Genomic DNA, 22,439 nt, shown 5'->3' on the forward strand with positions numbered 1-22,439 from the left:
GCAGGGCCAGTCGGCAGCACAGTACCCGCAGTTCCAGAGCGGTGAGGTCGGCTGATGGAGGGTCGTCACGACGTGCCCTGGGCGGGCCAGTGGTCGCGGTTGATTGGGAGACGATGACGGCTTCGGCACGGCAGGTCGGTTCCGCAACAGCAGATTCGTCGCCAATGCCGCCAGGACCAGACAGGCCGGTGCCTACGGGCCAGGGTCAGTGCGACCACCGCGAGGTATTCGTCGTACGAGACGCGTCGCACGCGTCCTCCCCGTCTTGGCGAGGGCGGCCAGCCACCCCTGAGGTTGAGGGGGACGCGGCGACCAGGCGAAGTCCGCACCGCCCGCCGCATCCCGTGGCGGGGACGTTACGGAGGGTTTCGGGGCATCGTGGGTAGAGTTCGTACCCCTAGATCAAGAGACGAGACCGACCTTCAGTGCGAGATCTCGGGCGTCCTCGCGGCTGGACGGCGGCCCGCTGAGCAGGTCCAGAGTGATCTGTCGGGCGTAGCCGTTGAAGCGGACCGTCTCCGGGGCCGACTCGTGCGCCTGGCGAAGGTTCGCCATGGCGGTGTCACTGTCGCCCTTGCCGTAATGGGCCCGGGCGACCTCGACGAGGTGTCGCGCGCGGCGGGGTCGCGACGGAATGGCTGCTGCGTCGTGGCGCCGTGCCTGCCGCACCGCTTCGCCGGACTTCTGCAACTCGACGGCCACGGTGACGGCGTGGGCACCCATGATGACGCGGGAGAACGACGTCTGCGGCTGGTAGAAGCCCTGCGGCAGGCGCTGCGCGATCCGATCGGCGTGGTCCCAGTACCGCCAGGCACGACCCTCCTCACCTGCTCGGGCAGCGGTGTAAGCGGCTTCGAAGTGGAGCGCGCCGAAGAGGGCCAGGAGGTTGGTGTTCGCGTCGGACGCACGCGCCTCCAGGGCGGAGAGGACGTCTAGCGTCACCGCCATGGCGGTGTCCCAGTCGCCCGCGTCCCGGTGCACCTGGCACAGAAACCACCCCGCGCAGGCCAGCGCCTCGGGATCACCGGACTCCTGCGCGGCCACCATCGCGCGGTCGGCGACGCGCCACAGAATCTCGGCGGCCGGCTGGTAGGCGAGGAACATCTGCGCGAGCCCGAGCGCCTCGCCCAAGAGCGCCTGGGCTCGTCGACGCTCGTCACCCTCGTAGGTCAACGCCGCGCGTTGGACGTCGCGGAGCAGGTCCGGCAGGAGGGCGCCCAGCACCGTGCGATGGTCCGGCGCCTGATGGCGTGCCCGCCAGGCCGCAGCGAGACGGTTTCCGAGCCGACCCAACGGCTCAGGCGTGGCGTCGCCGGAGAACGTGTAGCGGTTCACGGCGTCCCGAACCGAGGCGAGCGCCGGATGTTCCGGCCCGTTCACGATCGCGGAGCGGTCGCTCAACTCCCCGACCAGGACCGACAGGTCGACCTTGAGGGCACGCGCGATCCGGTCGAGCATGTGGACGCGCGGCGGCAGAATGCGGTCGGTCTCCACTGCCTTGACCCACTCGGCGCTGCGACCCACCAGGCCGCCGAGTACGGCACGAGTCTTGCCCGAACGCTCGCGGTAGACCTTGAGCCGCTGACCGAACGTCAGCTCCGGCAGGGAATCCATCCCGAACCTCCTCGTGGCGCGGGACGTCGTACCGGCCCGTCCGCCGCCACGCCCCACGCTACCGACCGGCGCGCCGCCCAGGAACCCGCACACGCCCCCGCCCGCGGCCCCGACCCCGGCGCCTTTCGGTGGTGATCGACACGAGGTCAGCGATATCGGGGTCTCCTACGCGCTCGGACACCCCGATATTGCCGATCCCGTGTCGATCATCGCCGTGGACCAACAGGCGGGACGGTCAGGCGGGGACGCCGGCCGGCGTGGTGGCTTCGTCGGGGCGTGCCGCCGAATCGTCGTCGTGCTCGTCGAGCATCGTGGCCTCGTCGAACGGGTCGTCGCCCTTGAGCACTCCGACCGCCCGGTCCCGGTCGAACTCGCCGGTCCAGGTGCCGACCAGCACGGTCGCCACCGCGTTGCCGGCGAAGTTGGTGAGCGCGCGGGCCTCCGACATGAACCGGTCGATGCCGACGATCAGGCCGACCCCGTCCACCAGGTCGGGCCGGTGCGACTGGAGCCCGCCGGCCAGGGTCGCGATGCCGGCGCCGGTGACGCCCGCCGCGCCCTTCGAAGCAATGATCATGAACAGCAGCAGCGAGATCTGCTCGCCGATGGAGAGCGGGTTGCCCAGCGCGTCGGCGATGAACAGCGACGCCATGGTCAGGTAGATCGCCGTGCCGTCCAGGTTGAAGGAGTACCCGGTCGGCACCGTGATGCCCACGACCGGCTTGCTCACGCCGAAGTGCTCCATCTTCGCGATGAGCCGCGGCAGCGCCGACTCCGACGAGGAGGTCGACAGGATCAGCAGGAACTCCCGGCCCAGGTACCGCAGCAGCGAGAAGATCGAGATCCGGGCCACGAACCAGAGCAGCGCGCCCAGGATGACCAGCACGAAGATCAGACAGGTGGCGTAGAAGCCGAGCATGATCTGGGCGAGGCTCTTGAGGGCGTCCACGCCTGTCGCGCCGACGACGGCGGCCATGGCACCGAACGCGCCGACCGGCGCCAGCCACATGATCATGGCGAGGACCTTGAAGACGACCCGCTGGATGACGGCGATCGCGCCGAGCACGGGCTCACCGCGCCGGCCCATCGCCTGCACGGCGAAGCCGACGAGCAGCGCCACCAGCAGCGTCTGGAGCACCTCCCCCTCGGTGAGGGCGGAGAACAGCGTGGTCGGGATGATCCCGAGCAGGAATTCCGTCGTACCGCCGGCCTCGTCTCCGGCGGCGGCCTTGCCCGCGCCCGCGAGGTCCTGGCCGAGGTCCAGGCCGGAGCCGGGGTGGATGAGGTTGCCGACGACCAGGCCGATGGCGAGCGCGACCGTCGACATGGTCAGGAAGTAGCCCAGCGCCAGGCCGCCGACCTTGCCGACCTTCGCGGCCTGCCGGACGGAGCCGACGCCGAGCACGATCGTGCAGAAGATGACCGGGCTGATCATCATCTTGATCAGGTTGACGAAACCGGTGCCGACCGGCTTGAGTTCCTTGCCGAAATCGGGGGCGACCAGGCCGACCACGATGCCGGCGAGCACGGCCACGATGACGGCGAGGTACAGGTAGCGGGTACGGTCCCGGCGGACCGCCGGTGCCGGTGTGGTGGCGGATGTGGTGGTGTCCATGTCGACAATGTGAACCGTGTCTCACCCGTTGACAGCCTTGCGGTCATTCTGTTCACCGCTGACTCGACAACGGCAGCGGCGCGACGAGGAGGTGGTGAAGGTGGCTCGACGGCAGTGGAGCATCGCGGGGCAACTCTTCGCCCTCCAGGCGATGGTGGTGACGCTGCTCGTGCTGGCCGGCGCGGCGGGCGCGGCCTGGCTGGCCCGCGTCGACTCCCGCCAGGCCGCGCAGGAGAAGGTGCTCGCGGTGGCGCAGACCGTGGCCGGCTCCCCCGACGTCCGCGCGGCCCTCACGACCGCCGACCCGGCCAGCATCCTTCAGCCGTACGCCGAATCGACCTGGCGGGCCACGGGCACCGACTTCGTGGTGGTGATGGCCCCCGACCGCACCCGTTTCTCGCACCCGACCCGGGACCGCATCGGCGAGCCGTTCGTCGGCGACATCGGGCCCGCCCTGGCGGGCCGCGCGTTCACCACCACCAACGTCGGGACGCTCGGCGAGTCGGTGCGCGCGGTGGTGCCGGTGTACGACGAGCAGAAGCGCATCGTCGGCCTGGTGTCGGTGGGCATCACCACCCGGGCCATCAACCGCAAGCTGCTGCGCCAACTTCCCGTGCTGCTGGGCGTCGCGACGCCGGCGCTCGCCCTCGCCGCGACCGGTTCGTGGCTGCTCAGCCGCCGGCTACGCCGGCAGACCCACGGCCTGGGACCGACGCAGATGACCCGGATGTACGAGTACTACGACGCGGTCCTGCACTCGGTACGCGAGGGTCTCGTGGTGCTGACCACCGATCGGCGGGTGGCGCTGATCAACGACGAGGGTCGGCGCCTGCTGGGCCTCGACGCCGACGAGCCGGTCACCGACCGGCCGGTGGCCGGGATCGACCTGCCGCCCGCGGTGGCCGAGCTGCTCGACTCCGGCCGCGACGCCCTCGACGAGCCCATGCTGGCCGGTGACCGGGTGCTGGTGGCCAACCAGCGGACCGCCCGCTTCGAGGGGGCGCCCCTCGGCACCGTGCTGACCCTGCGCGACCAGACCGAGCTACGCACGCTGGCCAGCGAGTTGGACTCGGTCCGTGCGCTGACCGAGGCGTTGCAGGCGCAGACCCACGAGTCGGCCAACCGGTTGCACACGGTCCTGACGCTGGTAGAGCTGGGCCGAACTGACGAGGCGGTCCGGCTCGGCACCCGGGACCTGGCCCTGGCGCAACAGCTGACCGACCGGGTGGTCGACGCGGTCACCGAGCCGGCCCTGGCCGCGCTGCTGCTCGGCAAGTCGGCACAGGCCGGCGAGCGCGGCGTGGACCTGGTCATCGAGCCGGACTGCCGCCTCGACGACAGCCCACTGCCCACCAACGACCTGCTCACTGTCGTCGGCAACCTGATCGACAACGCCCTGGAGGCGGTCGCCGGCACGCCCCCGCCGCGCACGGTACGGGTCTTCGTCGGCGCCGTCGACGACGAACTGGTGGTCCGGGTCGCCGACAGCGGACCCGGGCTGGCCGCGGACCGGGTGGCGGACGCGTTCCGGCGCGGCTGGTCCACGAAGAGCACCGGACGGGGTCTCGGTCTGGCGCTGATCGGGCAGGTGGTCCGCCGCCACGGTGGCCGCTACGAGGTGACCCGCTCGGACGACGGGGGCAGCCTGTTCACGGTCCACCTACCGGTCGGCGGTGCCCCGCGATGACCGACATCCGGGTGCTGGTCGTCGAGGACGAGCCGCTGCTGGCCGAGGCGCACACCGCGTACACCGAACGGGTTCCCGGTTTCGTGGTGGTCGGGGTGGCGCACACCGCGCGGGCCGCGATGGCGGCGTTGCGCGCGGGCGACGGCGGCGACGTGGACCTCGTACTCCTGGATTTTCGGCTGCCCGACCTGCACGGCCTGGACGTCTGCCGGGCGCTGCGGGCCGCCGGCAGCAACGTCGACGTGCTCGCGGTGACCTCCGCCCGGGACCTGGCGGTGGTACGCACCGCGGTGTCCCTCGGGGTGACCCACTACCTGCTCAAACCGTTCACGTTCGCGGCGTTCCGCGACAAGCTGGAACGCTACGCCGACTATCGCGCCCAGGCGCTCGCCGACGGCGAGGTCGCCGCCCAGCACGAGGTGGACCACATGTTCGCCACCCTGCGCGGCACCGCCGGGCACAGCCTGCCCAAGGGGCTCGACGCGCAGACCCTCAATCGGGTACGCGCGGCGCTCACCGACGGGACCGGCCCACAGGCGGGACTGTCCGCGACCGAGGTGAGCGGGCTGACCGGCATCTCCCGGGTGACCGCACGCCGCTACCTCGAATACCTGGTGACCGTCGACCGCGCGGTCCGCAGCCCCCGCTACGGCACCCCCGGCCGCCCCGAGGTCGAGTACCGCCCAAGGTGACCGTGCTTCCGCGCCGAGCCGGTAGGTCTCTCGAGCCGTGCCTCCCGGTGAGTGCCCCGCCGCAAGATCGCGCAATATCCTGGTTGTAGTGGCATCCGGGACGCCCGACACCACTACATCCAGGTTCGAGCACGATCTTGGGGCCACGTGCCCCACGCCGGAGCACCGCCTGGTCGGGAACCCGGTGGCGGGGTGAAGATCCGTTGTTAGACTTGGCGAGTTGGGTTGGTGACACGACCAGGGAGACCAGACATGGCGGGTGACGACGACATCTCCGGGTGAGACCGGACGTGTTCGGCCATCGGTTCGGCGCGCGTAGGCGCAGCCGCCGAGGCCATGTCGTCGTTCCACCGGTCCCGTGTCGTCGGGCGACCTAGGCGCGCCCACCCCACCCTTTGAGGTCACTCTCATGTCTGATGCGTTCATCGTCTGCTCGAACCTTTCCTTCTCCTGGCCGGACGACACCCCGGTCTTCTCGGAGTTGTCCTTCACCGTCCCGGGAGGGCGCACCGGCCTGGTCGCGCCCAACGGCGCCGGCAAGAGCACCCTGCTGCGGCTGATCGCCGGGGAGCTGCCGCCCAGCGGTGGCAGCGTCACCGTCGACGGCCTGCTCGGCTACCTTCCGCAGACCCTGCCGATGGTCGGCGACCTGACCGTGGCGCAGGTGCTCGGCGTCGCCGAGCGGATCGCGGCGCTGCACGCCATCGAGGCCGGCGACGCCAGCGAGGCACACTTCGCCACCATCGGCGACGACTGGGACATCGAGGAGCGCACCCGCGCCGAACTGGACCGGCTCGGCCTCGGTGACCTGGCGCTCGACCGGCGGCTGCACACCCTCAGCGGCGGCCAGGTGGTCTCCCTCGGCCTGGCGGCGCAACTGCTGCGCCGCCCGGACGTGCTGCTGCTCGACGAACCGACGAACAACCTGGACGTGGAGGCGCGGCACAAGCTCTACGACGTGCTGTCCGACTGGTCGGGGTGCCTGCTGCTGGTCAGCCACGACCGGGAGCTGCTGGACCGGATGGACCGCATCGCCGAGCTGGAGCGCGGTGAGATCAACTGGTACGGGGGCAACTTCACCGCGTACACCGAGGCGGTGCAGGCGGCGCGGGAGGTGGCCGAGAGCAACCTGCGCAACGCCGAGCAGGAGGTCAAGCGGGAGAAGCGGGAGATGCAGCAGGCCCGGGAGCGGGCCGACCGGCGGGCCAGCAACGCCTCCAAGAACCTGAAGAACGCCGGACTGGCCCGGATCGTGGCCGGTGGGCTCAAGCGCAGCGCGCAGGAGTCGGCGGGCAAGGCGCAGGGGACGCACTCGGCCCGGCTCGGCGAGGCCAAGGCCCGCCTCGACGAGGCCGGCCGGGCGGTACGCGACGAGGACACCATCACCGTCGACCTGCCGGACACCACCGTCCCCGGCGGGCGCACCGTCTTCTCCGGCCAGGGGATGCGGGCCCGCTTCGACGATCGGGAACTGTTCGGCGGCGACGGCGCCGACCTGGTGATCCGGGGGCCGGAGCGGATCGCGCTCACCGGGGCGAACGGCGTCGGCAAGTCGACCCTGCTGCGCCTCGTCAACGGCGACCTGGAACCGACGGGCGGCGAGCTGAAGCGCGGCGACGGGCGGATCGCGTACCTGTCGCAGCGGCTGGACCTGCTGGACCTCGACCGCACGGTGGCGGAGAACTTCGCCGCGTACGCGCCGAGCCTGCCGGATGCCCGGCGGATGAACCTGCTGGCCCGGTTCCTGTTCCGGGGCTCCCGGGTGAACCTGCCCGTCGGGGTGCTCTCCGGCGGTGAGCGGCTGCGCGCCACCCTCGCGTGTGTGCTCTGCGCCGAGCCGGCGCCGCAACTGCTGCTGCTCGACGAGCCGACGAACAACCTGGACCTGGTCAGCGTCGCCCAGTTGGAGAGTGCGCTGTCCGCGTACCAGGGGGCGTTTGTCGTGGTCAGCCACGACGAACGGTTCCTCGCCGAGGTCGGCGTGCAGCGGTGGTTGCGGCTGGCCGACGGCCAGCTGCGGGAGATCGCGGCCCCCGACCGGGACTGAGCCCGGCCGTCCGCGGCCCGGCCGGATGTACGCCGGCCGGGCCGCGGACCCGTCAGCTCACGTTGGCCGGGCCGAGGACGCTCTTCAGGTCACCCATCAGCGCGGTCGTCGCCGCCACCCGGAACGGACCCAGCCGCAGGGTGGTGGTGCGGCCGCCGTTCTGGAGTTTGACGTGCACCTCGGTGTCGCCGGGATGCAGCACCAGGGTCTCCTTCAGTTTCTCCACCAGCGGCGGTGTGCAGCGGTGCACCGGAATGGTGAGGGTGACCGGCTTGTTGGTGGCGCTGGTGCTGACGTCCGGCATGGACATGTCCATCGCCATGATCCGTGGGGTGTCGTCGCGGCGGTCCACCCGACCCTTGACCACCACGATGGCGTCCTCGGCGATGTACTGCCCGATCACCTCGTAGGTGTTGGGGAAGAACAGCGTCTCGACCCCACCGGCCAGGTCCTCCAGGGTGGCCGAGGCCCAGGCCCGGCCCTGCTTGGTGACCCGGCGCTGCACTCCGGACAGGATGCCGGCGAGGGTGACCACCGCGCCGTCGGGCACCGCGCCCTCCTCGGCCAGGGAGGCGATCGTGGTGTCCGCCGCCGCGCCGAGGACGTGCTCCAGGCCGAACAGTGGGTGGTCGGAGACGTACAGGCCGAGCATCTCGCGCTCGAACGCCAGCTTGTCGCGCTTGTCCCACTCGCTCTCGCTGATGACCGGCATCACCGTCGTGCTGCCGGTGTCGGCGTCGCCGAAGCCGGCGCCGAACAGGTCGTACTGGCCGACCGCCTCCTTGCGCTTCACGTCGGCGTACGCGTCGATGGCGTCCGCGTGCACCGCGAGCAGGCCCTTGCGGGGGTGCTCGAGGGAGTCGAACGCGCCGGCCTTGATCAGCGATTCGATTGTCTTCTTGTTGCAGACCACCGCGTCCACCTTGGACAGGAAGTCGTAGAAGTCGGCGTAGTCGCCCTTCTCCTCCCGGCACCGCATGATCGAGGCGACCACGTTCGCGCCGACGTTGCGCACCGCGGCCAGACCGAAGCGGATGTCCTTGCCGACCGGGGTGAACGGTCCGGCCGAGGTGTTCACGTCCGGTGGCAGCACCTGGATCCGCATCCGGCGACACTCGGACAGGTAGAGCGCCATCTTGTCCTTGTCGTCACCGACGGACGTCAGCAGCCCGGCCATGTACTCGGCCGGGTAGTGCGCCTTGAGGTACGCGGTCCAGTAGGACACCAGGCCGTACGCGGCGGAGTGCGCCTTGTTGAAGGCGTACCCGGCGAACGGCACCAGGACGTCCCACACGGCCTGGATCGCCTCGTCGGAGTAGCCGCGCTCGCGGCAGCCGTCCCGGAACGGGATGAACTCCTTGTCGAGGATCTCCTTCTTCTTCTTACCCATGGCCCGGCGCAGCAGGTCCGCCTGACCGAGGGTGTAGCCGGCGAGGATCTGCGCGGCGCGCTGCACCTGCTCCTGGTAGACGATCAGGCCGTGGGTGGGTGCCAGGATCTCCCGCAGCGGCTCCTCCAGCTCCGGGTGGATCGGGGTGATCTCCTGGAGGCCGTTCTTGCGCAGCGCGTAGTTGGTGTGCGAGTCGACGCCCATCGGGCCGGGTCGGTACAGGGCCAGGACCGCGGAGATGTCCTCGAAGTTGTCCGGCTTCATCAACCGCAGCAGGGACCGCATCGGCCCACCGTCGAGCTGGAACACGCCCAGGGTGTCACCGCGGGCCAGCAGCTCGTACGCGGCCGGGTCGTCCAGCGGCAGGGCCAGCAGGTCGAGCTTGAGGCCGTGGTTGAGTTCGATGTTCTTGACGGCGTCGTCGATGATCGTCAGGTTGCGCAGGCCGAGGAAGTCCATCTTCAGCAGCCCGAGCGACTCGCAGGTCGGGTAGTCGAACTGCGTGATGATCGCCCCGTCGGCGTCGCGGCGCGTCAACGGGATGTGCTCGATGATCGGCTCGGCGGACATGATGACGCCGGCGGCGTGCACACCGGTCTGCCGGATCAGCCCCTCGATGCCCTTCGCGGTGTCGATCACCTTGCGGACGTCCGGGTCGGAGTCGTACAGGCCGCGGATCTCGCCGGCCTCGGCGTAGCGGGGGTGCTTGGTGTCGAAGATGCCGGTGAGCGGGATGTCCTTGCCCATCACTGCCGGCGGCATCGCCTTGGTGATCCGGTCGCCGACCGCGTACGGGAAACCAAGCACCCGGGCCGAGTCCTTGATCGCGGCCTTCGCCTTGATCGTGCCGAACGTGGCGATCTGGGCGACCTTGTCCTCACCCCACTTGTCGGTGACGTACTTGATCACCTCACCGCGCCGACGCTCGTCGAAGTCGATGTCGACATCCGGCATCGACACGCGCTCGGGGTTGAGGAACCGCTCGAAGATCAGGCCGTGCTGGATCGGGTCCAGGTCGGTGATGCCCAGCGCGTACGCGACGAGCGAGCCGGCGGCCGAACCACGACCCGGACCGACCGAGATGCCCTGGCTCTTGGCCCACTGGATGAAGTCGGCGACCACGAGGAAGTACGACGGGAAGCCCATCTGGTTGATGACGCCCAGCTCGTACTCGGCCTGGACGACGTGCCCCTCCGGGATGCCGTTCGGGTAGCGGCGGCCCAGGCCGGCGAACGTCTCCTTGCGGAACCAGGACTCCTCGGTCTCCCCGTCGGGCACCGGGAAGCGCGGCATCAGGTTGTGGAACTCGAACATGCCCTTCGGGTCGACCTTCTCGGCGACCAGCAGCGTGTTGCGGCACCCCTGCTGCCACAGCTCGGACGAGTCCACCGCGCGCATCTGGTCGGCGCTCTTGACGAAGTAGCCGCCACCCTCGAAGCGGAACCGGTTGGGGTCGTCGATGTTGCTGCCGGTCTGCACGCAGAGCAGCACGTCGTGGGCGGTGGCCTGCGCCTCGTGGGTGTAGTGCGAGTCGTTGGTGACCACCGGCGGGATGTCCAGCTTGCGGGCGATCTCGGTGAGCCCCTCGCGGACCCGGCTCTCGATGGAGAGGCCGTGATCCATGATCTCCAGGAAGTAGTTGTCCTTGCCGAAGATGTCCTGGTAGCTCGCCGCGACCTTGAGCGCCTCGTCGAACTGGCCCAGCCGCAGCCGGGTCTGCACCGCGCCGGACGGGCAGCCGGTGGTGGCCATGATCCCCTCGGCGTGCTCGGCGATCAACTCCATGTCCATCCGGGGCCACTTGACGTAGTGCCCCTCCATGGACGCGCGCGAGTTGAGCGTGAACAGGTTCTTCAGGCCCTGCGCGTTCTTCGCCCACATCGTCTTGTGGGTGATCGCGCCGTTACCCGAGACGTCGTCGCTCTTCTGCTCCGGCCGACCCCACTTGACCCGCGCCTTGTGGTAGCGCGACTCCGGCGCCACGTACGCCTCGACGCCCAGGATCGGGGTGATCCCGGCGGCCATCGCCTGGTTGTAGAAGTCGTTCGCCCCGTGCATGTTGCCGTGGTCGGTGATCGCCACCGCCGGCATGCCCAGCCGGTTGGCCTCGGCGAACAGGTCCTTCAGCCGGGCCGCTCCGTCGAGCATCGAGTATTCGGTGTGCACGTGCAGATGCGCGAACGAATCGGCCATGCCTGGCGCCCCCCGGCGGTGTGGATCTTGTTGGTCGGAGCCGACCGGGACCTACCCTACCGAGGTGATCTCGACGGCTCCACCGTCCGCGCCGGCGGCCGTGGCCCGCGTCTCGTCGCGCGGCAGCCATTGGCGCCTCGCCGGGGGCAGACACCCCGCGCCCCACCGAACCGATCCGCGATGACCTTGGGTCAAGCACGACATCGCCGCCAACTCACCTCGCCAGGCGAATCATCGAGGTGCCTCCGGAGCACCAGGAGGCCCCGCAGAGAACGGTAACGATCTCGGCGGGGCCTCCCGGCTCGATAGGCTGACTACCCGCCCATCGTGGACCTCTTCTTCCGGGCAATCTTTAGGTCGACATCGAGTCCACTGAGCCGAAGTGGCTCGCGCTGGTCATCGATCACGACGACGTGAAGCACGTCGCCGACGGCAGACGAACGGTCATCAGCAGTCCAGGCGGGATCCTTAGTGTTGTCGATCAGCCCTCGCGTCCCGTCCTCGAACTCAACCTCCAACCCCCAGGGCCGACCCGCGATTACCGTTACGTCGTATTCCTGATGCAGAAGATGATGCACGCCTGTCACTCTTTCTTCATGGGCACCCAAGTCCTGCCCCGAGTAAGCGAATTGAATTCCTCGAGTCGCCCGAACGGTATCTCGAACTCGATACGCGCGGTACCACCGGGCCCCTGCCAGTCATAACGTTTGCCAGTACCGAAGAAGCTTTCCAGGAATGAAGCTTCCATCTCGTACCTAATCATTCCGGGTGCGTAAGGACCACGGCCCTGATACTCGGCCGCCACGCTCTTTTCGCCGAGGTAGAAATATCCGTTACTGCCCTCTTGGTTCTGCATTTCCGGGTTTGGACCGTGCTTCAACTCGAAATCTTTGTCGGCGGACTTCGGTGTTCTGTAGATGACGATTGGATCACAGTTATGCACAAGGACCGGAGTGATGCCTGCAAGCACATAGTACGTGTGCACTTTCGAGACCGTGAGGTCACGCATGACCTTGCTGCCGCTGAAGTTGAGCACCTTCGCAACGGTCACCAACTCGCCCGATGCGCTCTTGAGCCACTCCGTCAGCTGGAGATCTGCGGCGTCGACCCACTTCTGCCGACTCTCGCTCCAGAACGGGTGGTGCTGAGTCGTCTTGAGGGTGGTGAACGTGCCATCCTCGGTCCGGACGGACAGGTCCGTCAGGTCCTCGTCCTGGTTGACGTGCAGCGCCTCCACCGACTCGGCAGAGGTGACCCCCGTCTCCGGGTCATGCGCCAGGACCTCGTCGCCCTCGGCCACCTCGGCGATCGGCCGAGCGGACCCGTCGGCCATGAGGACCTGGGTCGCCGGGTCGAAGCTGTGGAGGCAGCCCTCCTTCTTCGTCGTCGTGCCACTGCTGTTCTTGTTCGGCTTGCCCTTGGTGCCCGGGTCCGGCTTCTTACCGGGCGGGGTGGCCGGCTTCGGTTTCGGCGACAGGTCCTTGGCCCGTGCCTCGGCCTTGATCTGGGCCATCTCTTGGGCTTCCCGGGCCGGGTTGATCTTCGGCGTGCCGCCCTTGGTCGCCCGACCGATCGCCTTCTGGGCCTTGTCGGCGAGTTCCTTGCGCGCCTTCTTGCACGTGTTCCGGGCTGCCGCGCAGACCGACGGGCCGGGCATCAACGCCTCGGCGGCACTGCCGTAATCTTCTTCATAGATGTAGAAGGCAGTGTTCAGGCCATCGGCTGCGGATCCCAGACCAGGAATAACCGCGGCGCCATCCAGCGTGTCGTGGATGACCTTGTTGTTGAACATGCCCTTGTCGCGGCGGGTCGAGAGCGGCTTCTCCCCACCCTCGATGATCTGCTGGCACTGGTATCCACTGATGCCGTGGGCGCAGTCGTAGTTCCACCCCGGAGTAGTGGGGACGTCGACTCCGGCGTATTCGGCGATGATCCTGCCACTGGGATCGCTGTACGTGGTCGGGTTGTTCGCCGCGTACGTATAGGCCGGCATCTGCTGTGGATTACCGGGATCGTTGACGGGGTCGACCGAGATGAACCGACCAGCCGTCGGGTCGTACTCTCGGGCACCCAGGTGGGTCAGCCCCGTCGGGTCCTGGTAACCGCCCAGGAAACCCTGCTTGTTCGGCCACGAGACCGCCGCGCCACGCGACGCCCCGTACGGTGTCTGCCGCCGTTGGGTGATCGTCTGGTTGGCGTCCGTGGCAACGCTGACCTGCGCTGTCCCCTGGTGGTCGCTCGCGAGCCAGGTGATCCCGGTGGTCTTCCGCTGGGCGATCGCCTCACCGTTGAAGGAGTAGTACCGGGTGGCGTCGAGCTGGCCGTTGTTGTTGCGCCGCAGCTCCTGGTCTCCGAGGAACAGCGTGCTGCCGGTCGCATCCTTGGCGATGAGCCGGTTGCCGGAAGCGTCGTAGATGTAGGAGTTCGTGCCGGCGCTGTCGGTGAGCGTCGCCAACCGCCCCTCGACGTCCCAGGCCAACGCCTGCTGGCCAGCCGGGCCGGGCCGCGTCTTCGTGTTGCCGGCCTCGTCGTAGGTGTAGGAACCGGTGGTCGTGCCCGCGTTGTCGGTCCTGCTCCAGCCGTCCAGACGGTGCGGCTGGGCAGCTTTCGCGGCGGGGTACGAGTAGCTGGTGGTCACCGTGCCGGTCGGGGTGCCCCGCTCGGTCTGCGTCAGCCGGTTACCGATCCGACCCTTGGGGTCGTCCGGCGCGCCGAACGACCACTTCTGCCAGTACGGCGCCGGACCACCCAGCTCAGACTCCGCAGCCGGAGCGCTGTTGCAGCTCGAGGACGATGGAGTCCACGCCTCGGTGAGCCGCCGCTGGTGGTCGTAGGTGAAGCACTGGGTGTCCCGCGGCCGGGCACCCGAGTTGTCGTCGATCTTGAGAAGGTTGCCGCTCTCGTCGTAGTCGTAGAAGACGTTGGCGATGTACGAGGGCGATGCCGACCGGAGGATGGCGCTGCTCTTGACCCGGCCGGTGGCCTCGTCGTAACGGTCGGTCGTCTGCACGAACTTGGCCCCGGTCAGCTCCGTCGACCGGGTCAGAGTGCTCAGCTCGTACAGGTTGGTATAGCCCGACTGGATGGCGTAGTAGCTGACGTCGCCGTAGTTGGTTGCCAACTGGTCGGCCATCGCGTATGTCTGGTCGTACTTGTAGGTCAACACCTCCTGGTCGAGTCCACCGACCGCCGGAAGAGTGACCGTATTGGGCGAACCGTCGGCCAGGTAGCTGGCCTTTGCGGTGAAACTGCAGGTGGTAGCGGCGGCACCACAGAAGCTCGCCTGCGAGGGCGGCAGGGTCAGTTTGGTCTGCGTCGGCCGGTACAGGGCGTCCACGGTGACCGTCTCGGTGCGGTACTCGTCCGTGCCGATCCAGCGGGAAGACGACTTGGTCAGACCCTTGAGCGGCAGGTCGTAGGTGTTCTCGATGCGCTTCTGGCCCGTCAGACTGGTCTCGCGGACGGTCTCCGGGCGACCCAGACGGTCGTAGGTGTAGTACAGGTCAGGGGTGGTCGGCCGAGAATCGCTGGTCTGCTCCACCTCACCCCGGCTGTTGTAGGTGAGAGTCGTGGTCCCGGCGTCCGGGTCCGTCGACGAGGTCATTCGACCCTGGATGTCGTAGGTGTACGACCAGGAGTTGCCCGAGGCGTCCTGCACCGATGCCAACTGGCCCACCGGGTGGTAGGTGTACTTGGTCTCGTCGTACGTGCCGGTCGCAGTTCGGCCGTGGTACTGCCACAGCTTCTCCATCCGGCCGTGCGGGTCGGTCCACGCGGTCGTCGCCGACTCACCGGCCGAGGGCACGACGGTCGTGTGATCGCCGTGGAAGGTGGTCGACGTTCGCGCCTTCTCCACCTGCACGCTCGACTCGGACGCCAACAGCAGCGAGTGCGCGGGACGGCCCGCACCGTCGAACAGCGTCCTGGTCTGGCTCGGGACGTCCCGGTCCAGCCCGGAGTAGAGCGTCGTACCCGGTGCCGCGCTGTTGTGATAGGCGGCATTGGCCTTGTAGATCCGGCCCGCCGCGTCGTAGAAGGTGTCGGTCAGGATGCGACCGCCACCATAACCGGCCTCCTGCGTCTGCCGGGGACGGCCGAGCGCGTCCATCAGCTCGTACGAGGTGTTGTACCCGCCTCTGGCGTTCACCGACCGGGACGTGACCGACGAGGGTGCCGACTTGGACAGGTCGTAGCTGAAGCTGGAGGACGGGTCCAACGGGAAGGTCGCCCTGTCCCGTCCCGGGATCCACACCGCCGTGGTCCGCCCCATGGCGTCGTAGGCCACCTCGGTGACCCGGCTGTTGGCGTCGGTGCTCTTGATCGTCAGCCCGGTGGCCGGGTCGATCTCGGCGGTGTCGGTCCAGAGCAACGGGTTGGTCGAGACAACCTTGGTGACCGGGCCGCCGGTAGCCGGCGTGTATGCCGTCGTCGACTTCTCACCGGCGATGTCCGTGGACTCGATGACCCGGCCGAAGGCGTCGTACTTGGCAGTGGAGACCTGCTGGTAACCACGGACGCCGCCGGTGAAGCTCTTGATCGTCTCAATCGCGGTTATCAGACCGTCGGTCGGGGCGCTGCCGTAGCCGAGTGAGTCGAAGCTGAACCTCGTGTCGGCGGTGATCTGGTTCTCCGCGGTCGGGGCAGTGGCACACGGCCCCGCCCAGCCGTGCGTCCGCTTGACCGGGGTCAACAACCAGTCGGCGGTGTTGCGGGCGTACTCGGTCTGCACGCACCCCTCGTCGCCGGTCGTGGCGTCGTCGCCGCCATCCTGCACGCTCGTCGGCATGCCGTAGCCGTCGAAGGTCGTGGTGGTGGTGGACCGGCGAGTTCCGGTGTCGGTCTTGGTACGGCTCTTGACAACCGCGACCCGTGCGTAGCGGGCCTCCGCGACCGGCGTTCCGGCGCGGGTCGCGGTCGGCGGGTCAGAGCGCCACATCTCGTTGACCGAGGCGGCGAGGACCGTCGAGCCGAGCCAGGTGATCTGCTCCCGTGGCGTGCCCGAATAGTGGTCGTAGTCGTTGGCCTTACCACCCTCCAGGCCTTCGACCTGGGTGGTACGAGTGCCGCCGGCGGCGAGCTTGTCGCCGTACATGCCGCGGAAGTAGAGCGTCTCGGACTTGACCCGCTCGGCACCCTCGCCAATGTAGGTGATCACCGTGGGATAGCCCCGCCACTGGGACCAGGTCTTCCGGTCGTCCGGGCTGAGCCCGTCATCGTCGTCGTAGTGCCACAGCGGCTGGCTCTTGGTGTCGTACTCGTAGGCGGTCCGCAGCGGGCGGGCGCCACCGGTGTGGTCGATCTGCTGGACCTCGGTCACCACGTACTTGTGGAAGTAGTCGGTGAGCGGGTCGACCTTGCCCTGCGGGATCCACCTGACCGGGTAGCAGCGCAGGCCGTTGTTGTCGAGGGCGGTTGGCATCGTGCCGCCCTTGGCGCACTGCGGCGGGCTGTAGGTCACGTAGATCTCGCCGCCGGTCTCCAACCTGATGGAGTTGACACGCCACCAGTTCATGGCGAGCGCCCAGTCACTACCGGTGGCGTCGACCCGGTTCTGCATCTGCTTACCGCTGAAGGTGACCTCCGGAGCCGTCACCGTCGTTCCGTTGAGACCCCGGTGCGTGATCCCGTCCAACCAGAGGCCGGCACGGGTGCCGTCGCCCGGGTCGGGGAAGCTCTGTCGCAACGTCCACGAGTCAACGGGCTGGTACGACGAGGTGGCGGCCTTCCACGCCTTGGTGGTGACCACCGTCGTCCGCTTCGCCGACCAGAAGGTGGGAGCCCCGAACAGGCAGGGGTTGGTCGTCGCCGTGCACTCCTGGTCCCAGGGAGTATCGGGCCAGGTGGTGGCGTCCTTCGTGGTGCAGTTGGACAGACACCGATCGACGTTTGTGAACTCCACTCGACCCGGGGCGTTCTGGACGTACGGGCTGGTCGAGGAGTACTCGGTGCCGTCCCGGCTGTCGGTGCCGTAGTCGATTCTCGTGAGGTATCCCGCCCGGTCGTACGACACGGGTGACGTTCGGTTCTGGTTCTTGGCGTAGTAGTTGGTCTCCTTGGTCCACCAGAGAGACATCGTGTTGCCGTGGACGTCCTGGACGTAGTCCAGATTCCACCGCCACGCCTGCTTCTTGCCGCCGCAGTCGGACGACGCGAAGCTCGCGGCGTGGCACGGTTCGTTGGGGTTGTTGCCAAACACCGGCACGGTCAGGGTGGAGTTGGTGACCGGACGGTCGGTGCTCCAACCGGGCAGTTGGTGCCGTCCGAACCAGTACTGCGTCCCGTCGACGCTGGTGACCTTCCAGTACTCGTTGTCGTCGTCGCCATTGCCGTAGGCGGGCGACTTCAACAACTCGATCTTCGAGCCGTCCTCCTTGCGAGGGTGCCACCTCCCGTCGCTGTCCTTGAGCAGTTCCATGGACGAGCCGCCCAGGGAGAGAACCGCGTTCTCCGGACCCCAGCAGAGATCGCTCGTCTCGGTGGTGTTGTTGGCGTTTCCGCCCATGTCGTCGAGGCAGGTCTTGTACCGACGCTCGACGAAGCCCGGCTGGTAGTCGAAGCCTTCGCCGATGGCGCCGGGCTGGTTGTTCGTCGCCGCCTGCCGACCGTCCACCGACTGCGACGAGTAGGAGAGGCCGAGGCTCGGAGAGGGACCTCCCGGACCAGGGGGCACGCTCATCGGATAGGACCACTGGAAGCTGCCGGTGGAGCCACTGTGCTCCCAGGACGAGGCGGGAGCGAGACTGGAGGCGGAGTAGTTGCCCGCACCACCCTGACTGCCCGCGACCAGGGCGACCATGGTGCCGGCCATGGCCGTGGCGGACCCCAGACCCAGTCGCTTCGCGTCCGTCGTCGACATCGCCGGCCTGAATGCCGCCGCCGCCACCGAGGCTGATGCCGTCTGGGTTCGCACATCGTTGCGCGACTCCAACGGCGACAGCTCACAACCCTTCGTGCCGGGCGTGGTCAGGGCACACTCCGGCACCTGCACGAGGCGCAGGCGCGACGACCAGTCCGCGCCGTACGCCGAGGCGAACCCGGAGTAGTCCACGCCCACCTCGACCGGACCGGCCGACGTCTCCCCGTCCGTACGCCCGACGCGCAGCAGCAGACCGCCGCGCACACCGGCCGCCTCCGCCTCTGCCCTCGGCAGCACCTCGACGCGTACCTTGCCCGGTGGGGTCGCCCCGGCCCGGGCGGAAGCCGCTGTGGTCACCGGCCGTACCGTCACCGGCAGTGCGCCGGCGCGGACGGCTGCGGCGTCCCCGGTGGTGCGGGCACCCGTGGCGGCGGGCAGGCTCACCTCGGCGGCACCGGCGGCCGGCCACGCCGGCGCCGGGCGCCGGACCTTGGCCGCCTCCTCCTCCGGCTCGGGGCCGGGCTTCGTGGCCTTGACGGGCTGCACGGGTACGGATTCGTAGCGCTGCGCCTCGAGCCGCTTGGCCTCCGCGACCTGCTGTGCCTGTGCGGGCACCTGCCCGATGAGCGTGCTGGCGAGCACCGCGAGCAGGCCGGCAGCGATGATCTTCCGGCCCTTCGCATCCGCGGCGCCGAATGTCGGTCTGGGCCGCCAGGGGCGGCGTGATCGACTGGATCTGACCGTGTTCATCGTTTCCTTTCCAGGGGGTGACAACACGCCGCCAGGGGGTTGTGCGGCGTGGTGGACGAGGGGGTGGGTCGGGATGGCGGCGACGCCACGGCACCCCGACCCACCGGCTGCGGTTACGCCTCCGCGAACAACGCCGCGATGTCGGCGTCGGAGAGGGCGCCCTGCCAGGCACGGACCCGGTCGATGTCGCCCGGGAAGTGGTCCGCGAGCACCACGTACTTCCCGCGGCCGACGGTGAAGGCGCCCTCGGCGCTCCACGGCGCCGGGACACTGACGGCGCCGGACAGTTGGCCGTTGACGTAGAGGCTGAGTTTCTGGGCCGTGACGTCCTGCACGGCGGTGAGATGGGCCCAGTTGTTCGCGACGCAGTCGCTGCCGTAGACCGTTCGGGAGGAGCTCGACGTCGAGTCGGCCGTCCGGTTCATCAGTGACCACTTGGGACGGCCGGTCGGGTCGTTTCGACACGTCAGGAAGAAGCCGGAGATCTGGCCGCCATCCTGGGCGAACACCGTGCGCGGGCCGGCCCCACCATTCCAGCGCGCCCACCCGGACACCGTGTACGACTGGTCGGTGCGCAGGACCGGAGCGTCGGTAGCCGCGTGGCCCGAAACTCCGTCCACGGCCAGACCGCTGGAGAAGTTGTAGCCGGCGTTGGCCGACCAGTCGGCCGCGGGAGCGTTGGTCAGCGTGAGGGGGCGCTGGTAGCCGGAGCCGTCCGCCTCCTGTCGTGGCGCGTCGTAGTCGAAGTCCTCCATCTCCCACTGGCCCACCAGCACGGGCTCGACCAGCGGTCGAAGATCGATTTCCGGGTCCACGACGCGGTCCCAGATCCGGACCTCGCTGACCAGGCCGTTGAACCAGCCGGTGAGGATGCCGGCGCGGGCGACGCCGATCAGCAGCGGACCGCCGGAGGACCACACCGGCGCGGTGGATCCGGTGCCCTTGCGGACCCCGTTCACGTAGAGGGACAGCTGGTTGGCCGAGCCGGCGTCGTACACGCCGGTCAGGTGCACCCAGACTCCGACCTGAACGGGTTCGGCCGTGCAGGCGGGGGCTGCCGTCGCGCCCGCGTTCGAGAGGTCCGCCACGTAGGTGACGAAGCACCAGCGTTCCTTCGCCGGGAAATACTGCAGCTCAAAGGGGCTCTTCTTGGTGCCCGGCTGCGACACGACGACTCCGCCGACCGCGTCGGCGCGAACCCAGGCAGAGATCGAGAAACTGCGCGCGGTGTCGACCACCGCACTGGAGGTGCCTGCGTAGTCCGAGGCGCCGCGGAACTTGACCGCCCAGTCCTTGCCCCGGTTCTTGTGCGTACCGCGCAGGCGGGAGTCGGACCAGGAGGGGTTGGGGGTCAGGGTGGCGGACTGCCCGCCGTCGATCCGGTTCGTCAGGGTGGTGCCGGTGCCCTCGTCGATCGCCCAGTGTGCCCTCGGTGCCGAGGGGCTGTCGACGAGGAAGACGTAGTCGTACGCCTCGGTGGTGTTGCCGGCCTGGTCGCGGCTCTTGACGCTCAGCACGTTCTCGCCGATCGAGTTCGGGGTGACCCAGACCGTGGCCGTGCCACCCAGCGTCGCTGCCCGCACCACCTGCTCCGCGCCGCCATCGACCCGGTAGAGGTAGTCGTAGACGTCGGCGGCGCCGTTGGCGGAGAAGGTGAACCGTCCGGAGTAGCCGACCGAGCCGCGCACGTCCTGGTTCGTGCCCAGCGGCGGCGACTCCAGGTAGAGAGCGTCTTCCGGCGTCACCTTCGGCTTCGACGTGGGCGCGGCGTAGTCGACGTAGAACTCGCACCAGGGCGACAGGCCCGAGATGCCATCGAGGCCGTCCTTGGTCTGCACCTGCCACCGGTACACGTCGCCGCTTGCGGTCTTGGTGGTCAGCTGCACCTCGGCCCTGGCCCCCGGTGCGACCCCGGCATCGGTCTTGGGAAAGCCGGTCGCCGTGGTCCAGGTGCCGTTCACCTGCTTCTGCAGGGTGAACACGCCGGACAGGCTGCCGCCGTTACTGCCGTCGGGATCGCTCAGGGTCGCCTTCAACCACGGGTAGTCCGACCGCACCATCGGGCGGGTCGCGCCGCTCACGCACGCCTGTGCCCCGGCGGTGTAGTCGGCGTGGGTGGACAACTGGGCCGCCGTCGGGGTGTTCGGGTTGCTGTTGTACTCGACCGACAGCTTGGTCATCGCCGGGTCGAACTTCTTCCACCAGGTCGACTCGGATTCCGACGTACCGTCGGCCTGTCGGGCGGCCAGGGCGAGGGTGTATTTGGCATTCCCGCGGTTGCTGGAAACGTCGTCCTTCAGCTTGGCGAACTCCATCGGCAGGTCCGGCTGCGGGTCGTTCGAGCAGTTCGGCGCGGCCGGCGGCTTGTGCGCGTGCCCGGACCGCTCCTCCAACCAGGTGATGAGCTTCGGGCTGCCGTCCCACGTCTGCTTGCCGGAGCTGCCCAGCTCGGCGGTCCGGTAGAGGTTCACCGGCGTGGAGGCACACGACCAGGAGTGGGTCATCTCGGTCAGGAACTTGGCCGAGCGGATCGTCTTGCCCGACAGCGCCGAGAGGTTGAACCGGAAGAACGAGCGGAAGTTCCCGGAACCGTCCGGGTTCCTGCCCACCCGGGCCACCCCGTCGTCGCGGGTCGCGTCCGTCGAGCCGGCGTATCCCCACAGCGCCTTGTTGACCGTCGTCCACGGGTCGATGGCCACCGGATACGCGGTCTTCGGGCCACGGAGCAGCGTGAGATCCGGACGGATGACGAGGTCACCGTCCCGCACGTCGGTCGCCAACTCGGCCGTGCGCGCCCGGTCCGGCACCATCCGCAGCGCGTCGCGCTTCTCCTGGGCCGCGAAGGCCGACAATGCCTTGCTGCTCTTCGCCTGGGCCGTCGTCGTGAGGCCGGACGAGTCCCACATCAACGCGTTCCCGGCGGAGAGGACTTCCCGTCCCGCGCCGTTGACGACCTGGAAGCCGCCGCCGGCGCGCGCTCTGCTGGACAGACCGGGGGTGTCGAGGCGGAACCGCAGAGTCTCCAACGCGGGGTTCGTCGCCGCGCTTGCCGACTTCACCACGAGCACCCAGCTGAACCCGTCGCGCAGCGCACGCATCCGCAGGTCGACGTCAGGTAACACCGACTCGTAGATCGCCGTGTCGCCCTCAAGACGGGGGGCGGGCAAAGTGCTGGGCCAGGAGAGGGACACCTCCCCACCCTCGACCGGAAGGCGCACGACCGCGGCGGTGCCGCCAGCGGAGAACGACACGTCCGCCACCGTCGCCACCGGCGCGACAGACCCGTCCGCCCCCGTCACCAGCGACGTGTCGATGGTCCGCCAGCCACCTCCGTCCCGCCGGTTCACCCACTGCGGAACGGGGTACGACTCCATGACCAGGGACCCCTTCGGGGATGCCAGGACACGGGAGTTCTCCGACTTCAGCGTCGTGACCTCGACGGCGCGACCGGATCGTTTCGCGGCGGCGAGAGCCTCGGCTTCGGACAGTGCGGCGGTCGTCGGGCGAGCATCAGGCCCGGGTTCCGCCGGTTCGGCTCGCACCCGATGCGGAGCGGAGGCGACGCCAGCCACGGCGATCGCCGCCGCCAGGAGTG

At 68.9% G+C, this 22,439-nt stretch carries 9 protein-coding genes; 3 read left to right on the forward strand and 6 right to left on the reverse strand.

Annotated features, from left to right (window positions below):
• Nucleotides 1-402 precede the first annotated feature (402 nt).
• Nucleotides 403-1,614, reverse strand: a complete 1,212-nt coding sequence (locus tag AB0O48_RS10400; RefSeq protein ID WP_357245316.1) for a transcriptional regulator — start codon at nt 1,612-1,614, stop codon at nt 403-405.
• 235 nt (nt 1,615-1,849) lie between these two features.
• Nucleotides 1,850-3,229, reverse strand: a complete 1,380-nt coding sequence (locus tag AB0O48_RS10405) for a cation:dicarboxylase symporter family transporter (protein ID WP_357245318.1) — start codon at nt 3,227-3,229, stop codon at nt 1,850-1,852.
• A gap of 100 nt (nt 3,230-3,329) precedes the next feature.
• Between AB0O48_RS10405 and AB0O48_RS10410 the strand changes: the two genes are divergently transcribed.
• The 3 genes from AB0O48_RS10410 to abc-f all read left to right on the forward strand — a co-directional run bounded on the left by AB0O48_RS10410 (nt 3,330) and on the right by abc-f (nt 7,655).
• A complete protein-coding gene (locus AB0O48_RS10410) occupies nt 3,330-4,916 on the forward strand; it encodes a sensor histidine kinase (protein WP_365064618.1) in 1,587 nt (528 codons plus the stop codon).
• On the forward strand, nt 4,913-5,608 hold the full coding sequence (locus AB0O48_RS10415; RefSeq protein WP_357245322.1) for a response regulator: 696 nt from the start codon (nt 4,913-4,915) through the stop codon (nt 5,606-5,608). The genes AB0O48_RS10410 and AB0O48_RS10415 overlap by 4 nt, the downstream gene beginning before the upstream one ends.
• A gap of 409 nt (nt 5,609-6,017) precedes the next feature.
• Entirely contained in the window at nt 6,018-7,655 is a 1,638-nt protein-coding gene (gene abc-f / locus AB0O48_RS10420) for a ribosomal protection-like ABC-F family protein (RefSeq protein WP_365064622.1), read from the forward strand.
• Nucleotides 7,656-7,707: 52 nt separating this feature from the next.
• On the opposite strand, the gene dnaE is transcribed toward abc-f, so the two are convergent.
• The 4 genes from dnaE to AB0O48_RS10440 form a co-directional block, all read right to left on the reverse strand.
• Nucleotides 7,708-11,238 (reverse strand): DNA polymerase III subunit alpha, encoded by a 3,531-nt coding sequence (gene dnaE / locus AB0O48_RS10425; protein ID WP_357569877.1) that lies wholly within the window; start codon nt 11,236-11,238, stop codon nt 7,708-7,710.
• Between the two features lie 314 nt (nt 11,239-11,552).
• Nucleotides 11,553-11,816 (reverse strand): hypothetical protein, encoded by a 264-nt coding sequence (locus tag AB0O48_RS10430; RefSeq protein ID WP_357569878.1) that lies wholly within the window; start codon nt 11,814-11,816, stop codon nt 11,553-11,555.
• Between the two features lie 5 nt (nt 11,817-11,821).
• Nucleotides 11,822-18,844 carry an RHS repeat-associated core domain-containing protein gene (locus AB0O48_RS10435; protein WP_365064627.1) on the reverse strand — a complete coding sequence of 2,341 codons (7,023 nt, stop codon included), beginning with the start codon at nt 18,842-18,844 and terminating at the stop codon, nt 11,822-11,824.
• Nucleotides 18,845-18,957: 113 nt separating this feature from the next.
• On the reverse strand, nt 18,958-22,218 hold the full coding sequence (locus AB0O48_RS10440) for a LamG-like jellyroll fold domain-containing protein (RefSeq protein WP_365064630.1): 3,261 nt from the start codon (nt 22,216-22,218) through the stop codon (nt 18,958-18,960).
• Nucleotides 22,219-22,439 lie beyond the last annotated feature (221 nt).

This window comes from Micromonospora sp. NPDC085948 (genome assembly GCF_040686315.1).
In the GTDB taxonomy this organism is placed as follows: domain Bacteria; phylum Actinomycetota; class Actinomycetes; order Mycobacteriales; family Micromonosporaceae; genus Micromonospora.

Coding starts and splice junctions, on each gene's coding strand:
- AB0O48_RS10400 (WP_357245316.1), bottom strand. CDS start 1,614: ATGGATTCCCTGCCGGAGCTGACGTTCGGTCAGCGGCTCAAGGTCTAC.
- AB0O48_RS10405 (WP_357245318.1), bottom strand. CDS start 3,229: ATGGACACCACCACATCCGCCACCACACCGGCACCGGCGGTCCGCCGG.
- AB0O48_RS10415 (WP_357245322.1), top strand. CDS start 4,913: ATGACCGACATCCGGGTGCTGGTCGTCGAGGACGAGCCGCTGCTGGCC.
- abc-f (WP_365064622.1), top strand. CDS start 6,018: ATGTCTGATGCGTTCATCGTCTGCTCGAACCTTTCCTTCTCCTGGCCG.
- dnaE (WP_357569877.1), bottom strand. CDS start 11,238: ATGGCCGATTCGTTCGCGCATCTGCACGTGCACACCGAATACTCGATG.
- AB0O48_RS10435 (WP_365064627.1), bottom strand. CDS start 18,844: ATGAACACGGTCAGATCCAGTCGATCACGCCGCCCCTGGCGGCCCAGA.
- AB0O48_RS10440 (WP_365064630.1), bottom strand. CDS start 22,218: ATGGAGTCGTACCCCGTTCCGCAGTGGGTGAACCGGCGGGACGGAGGT.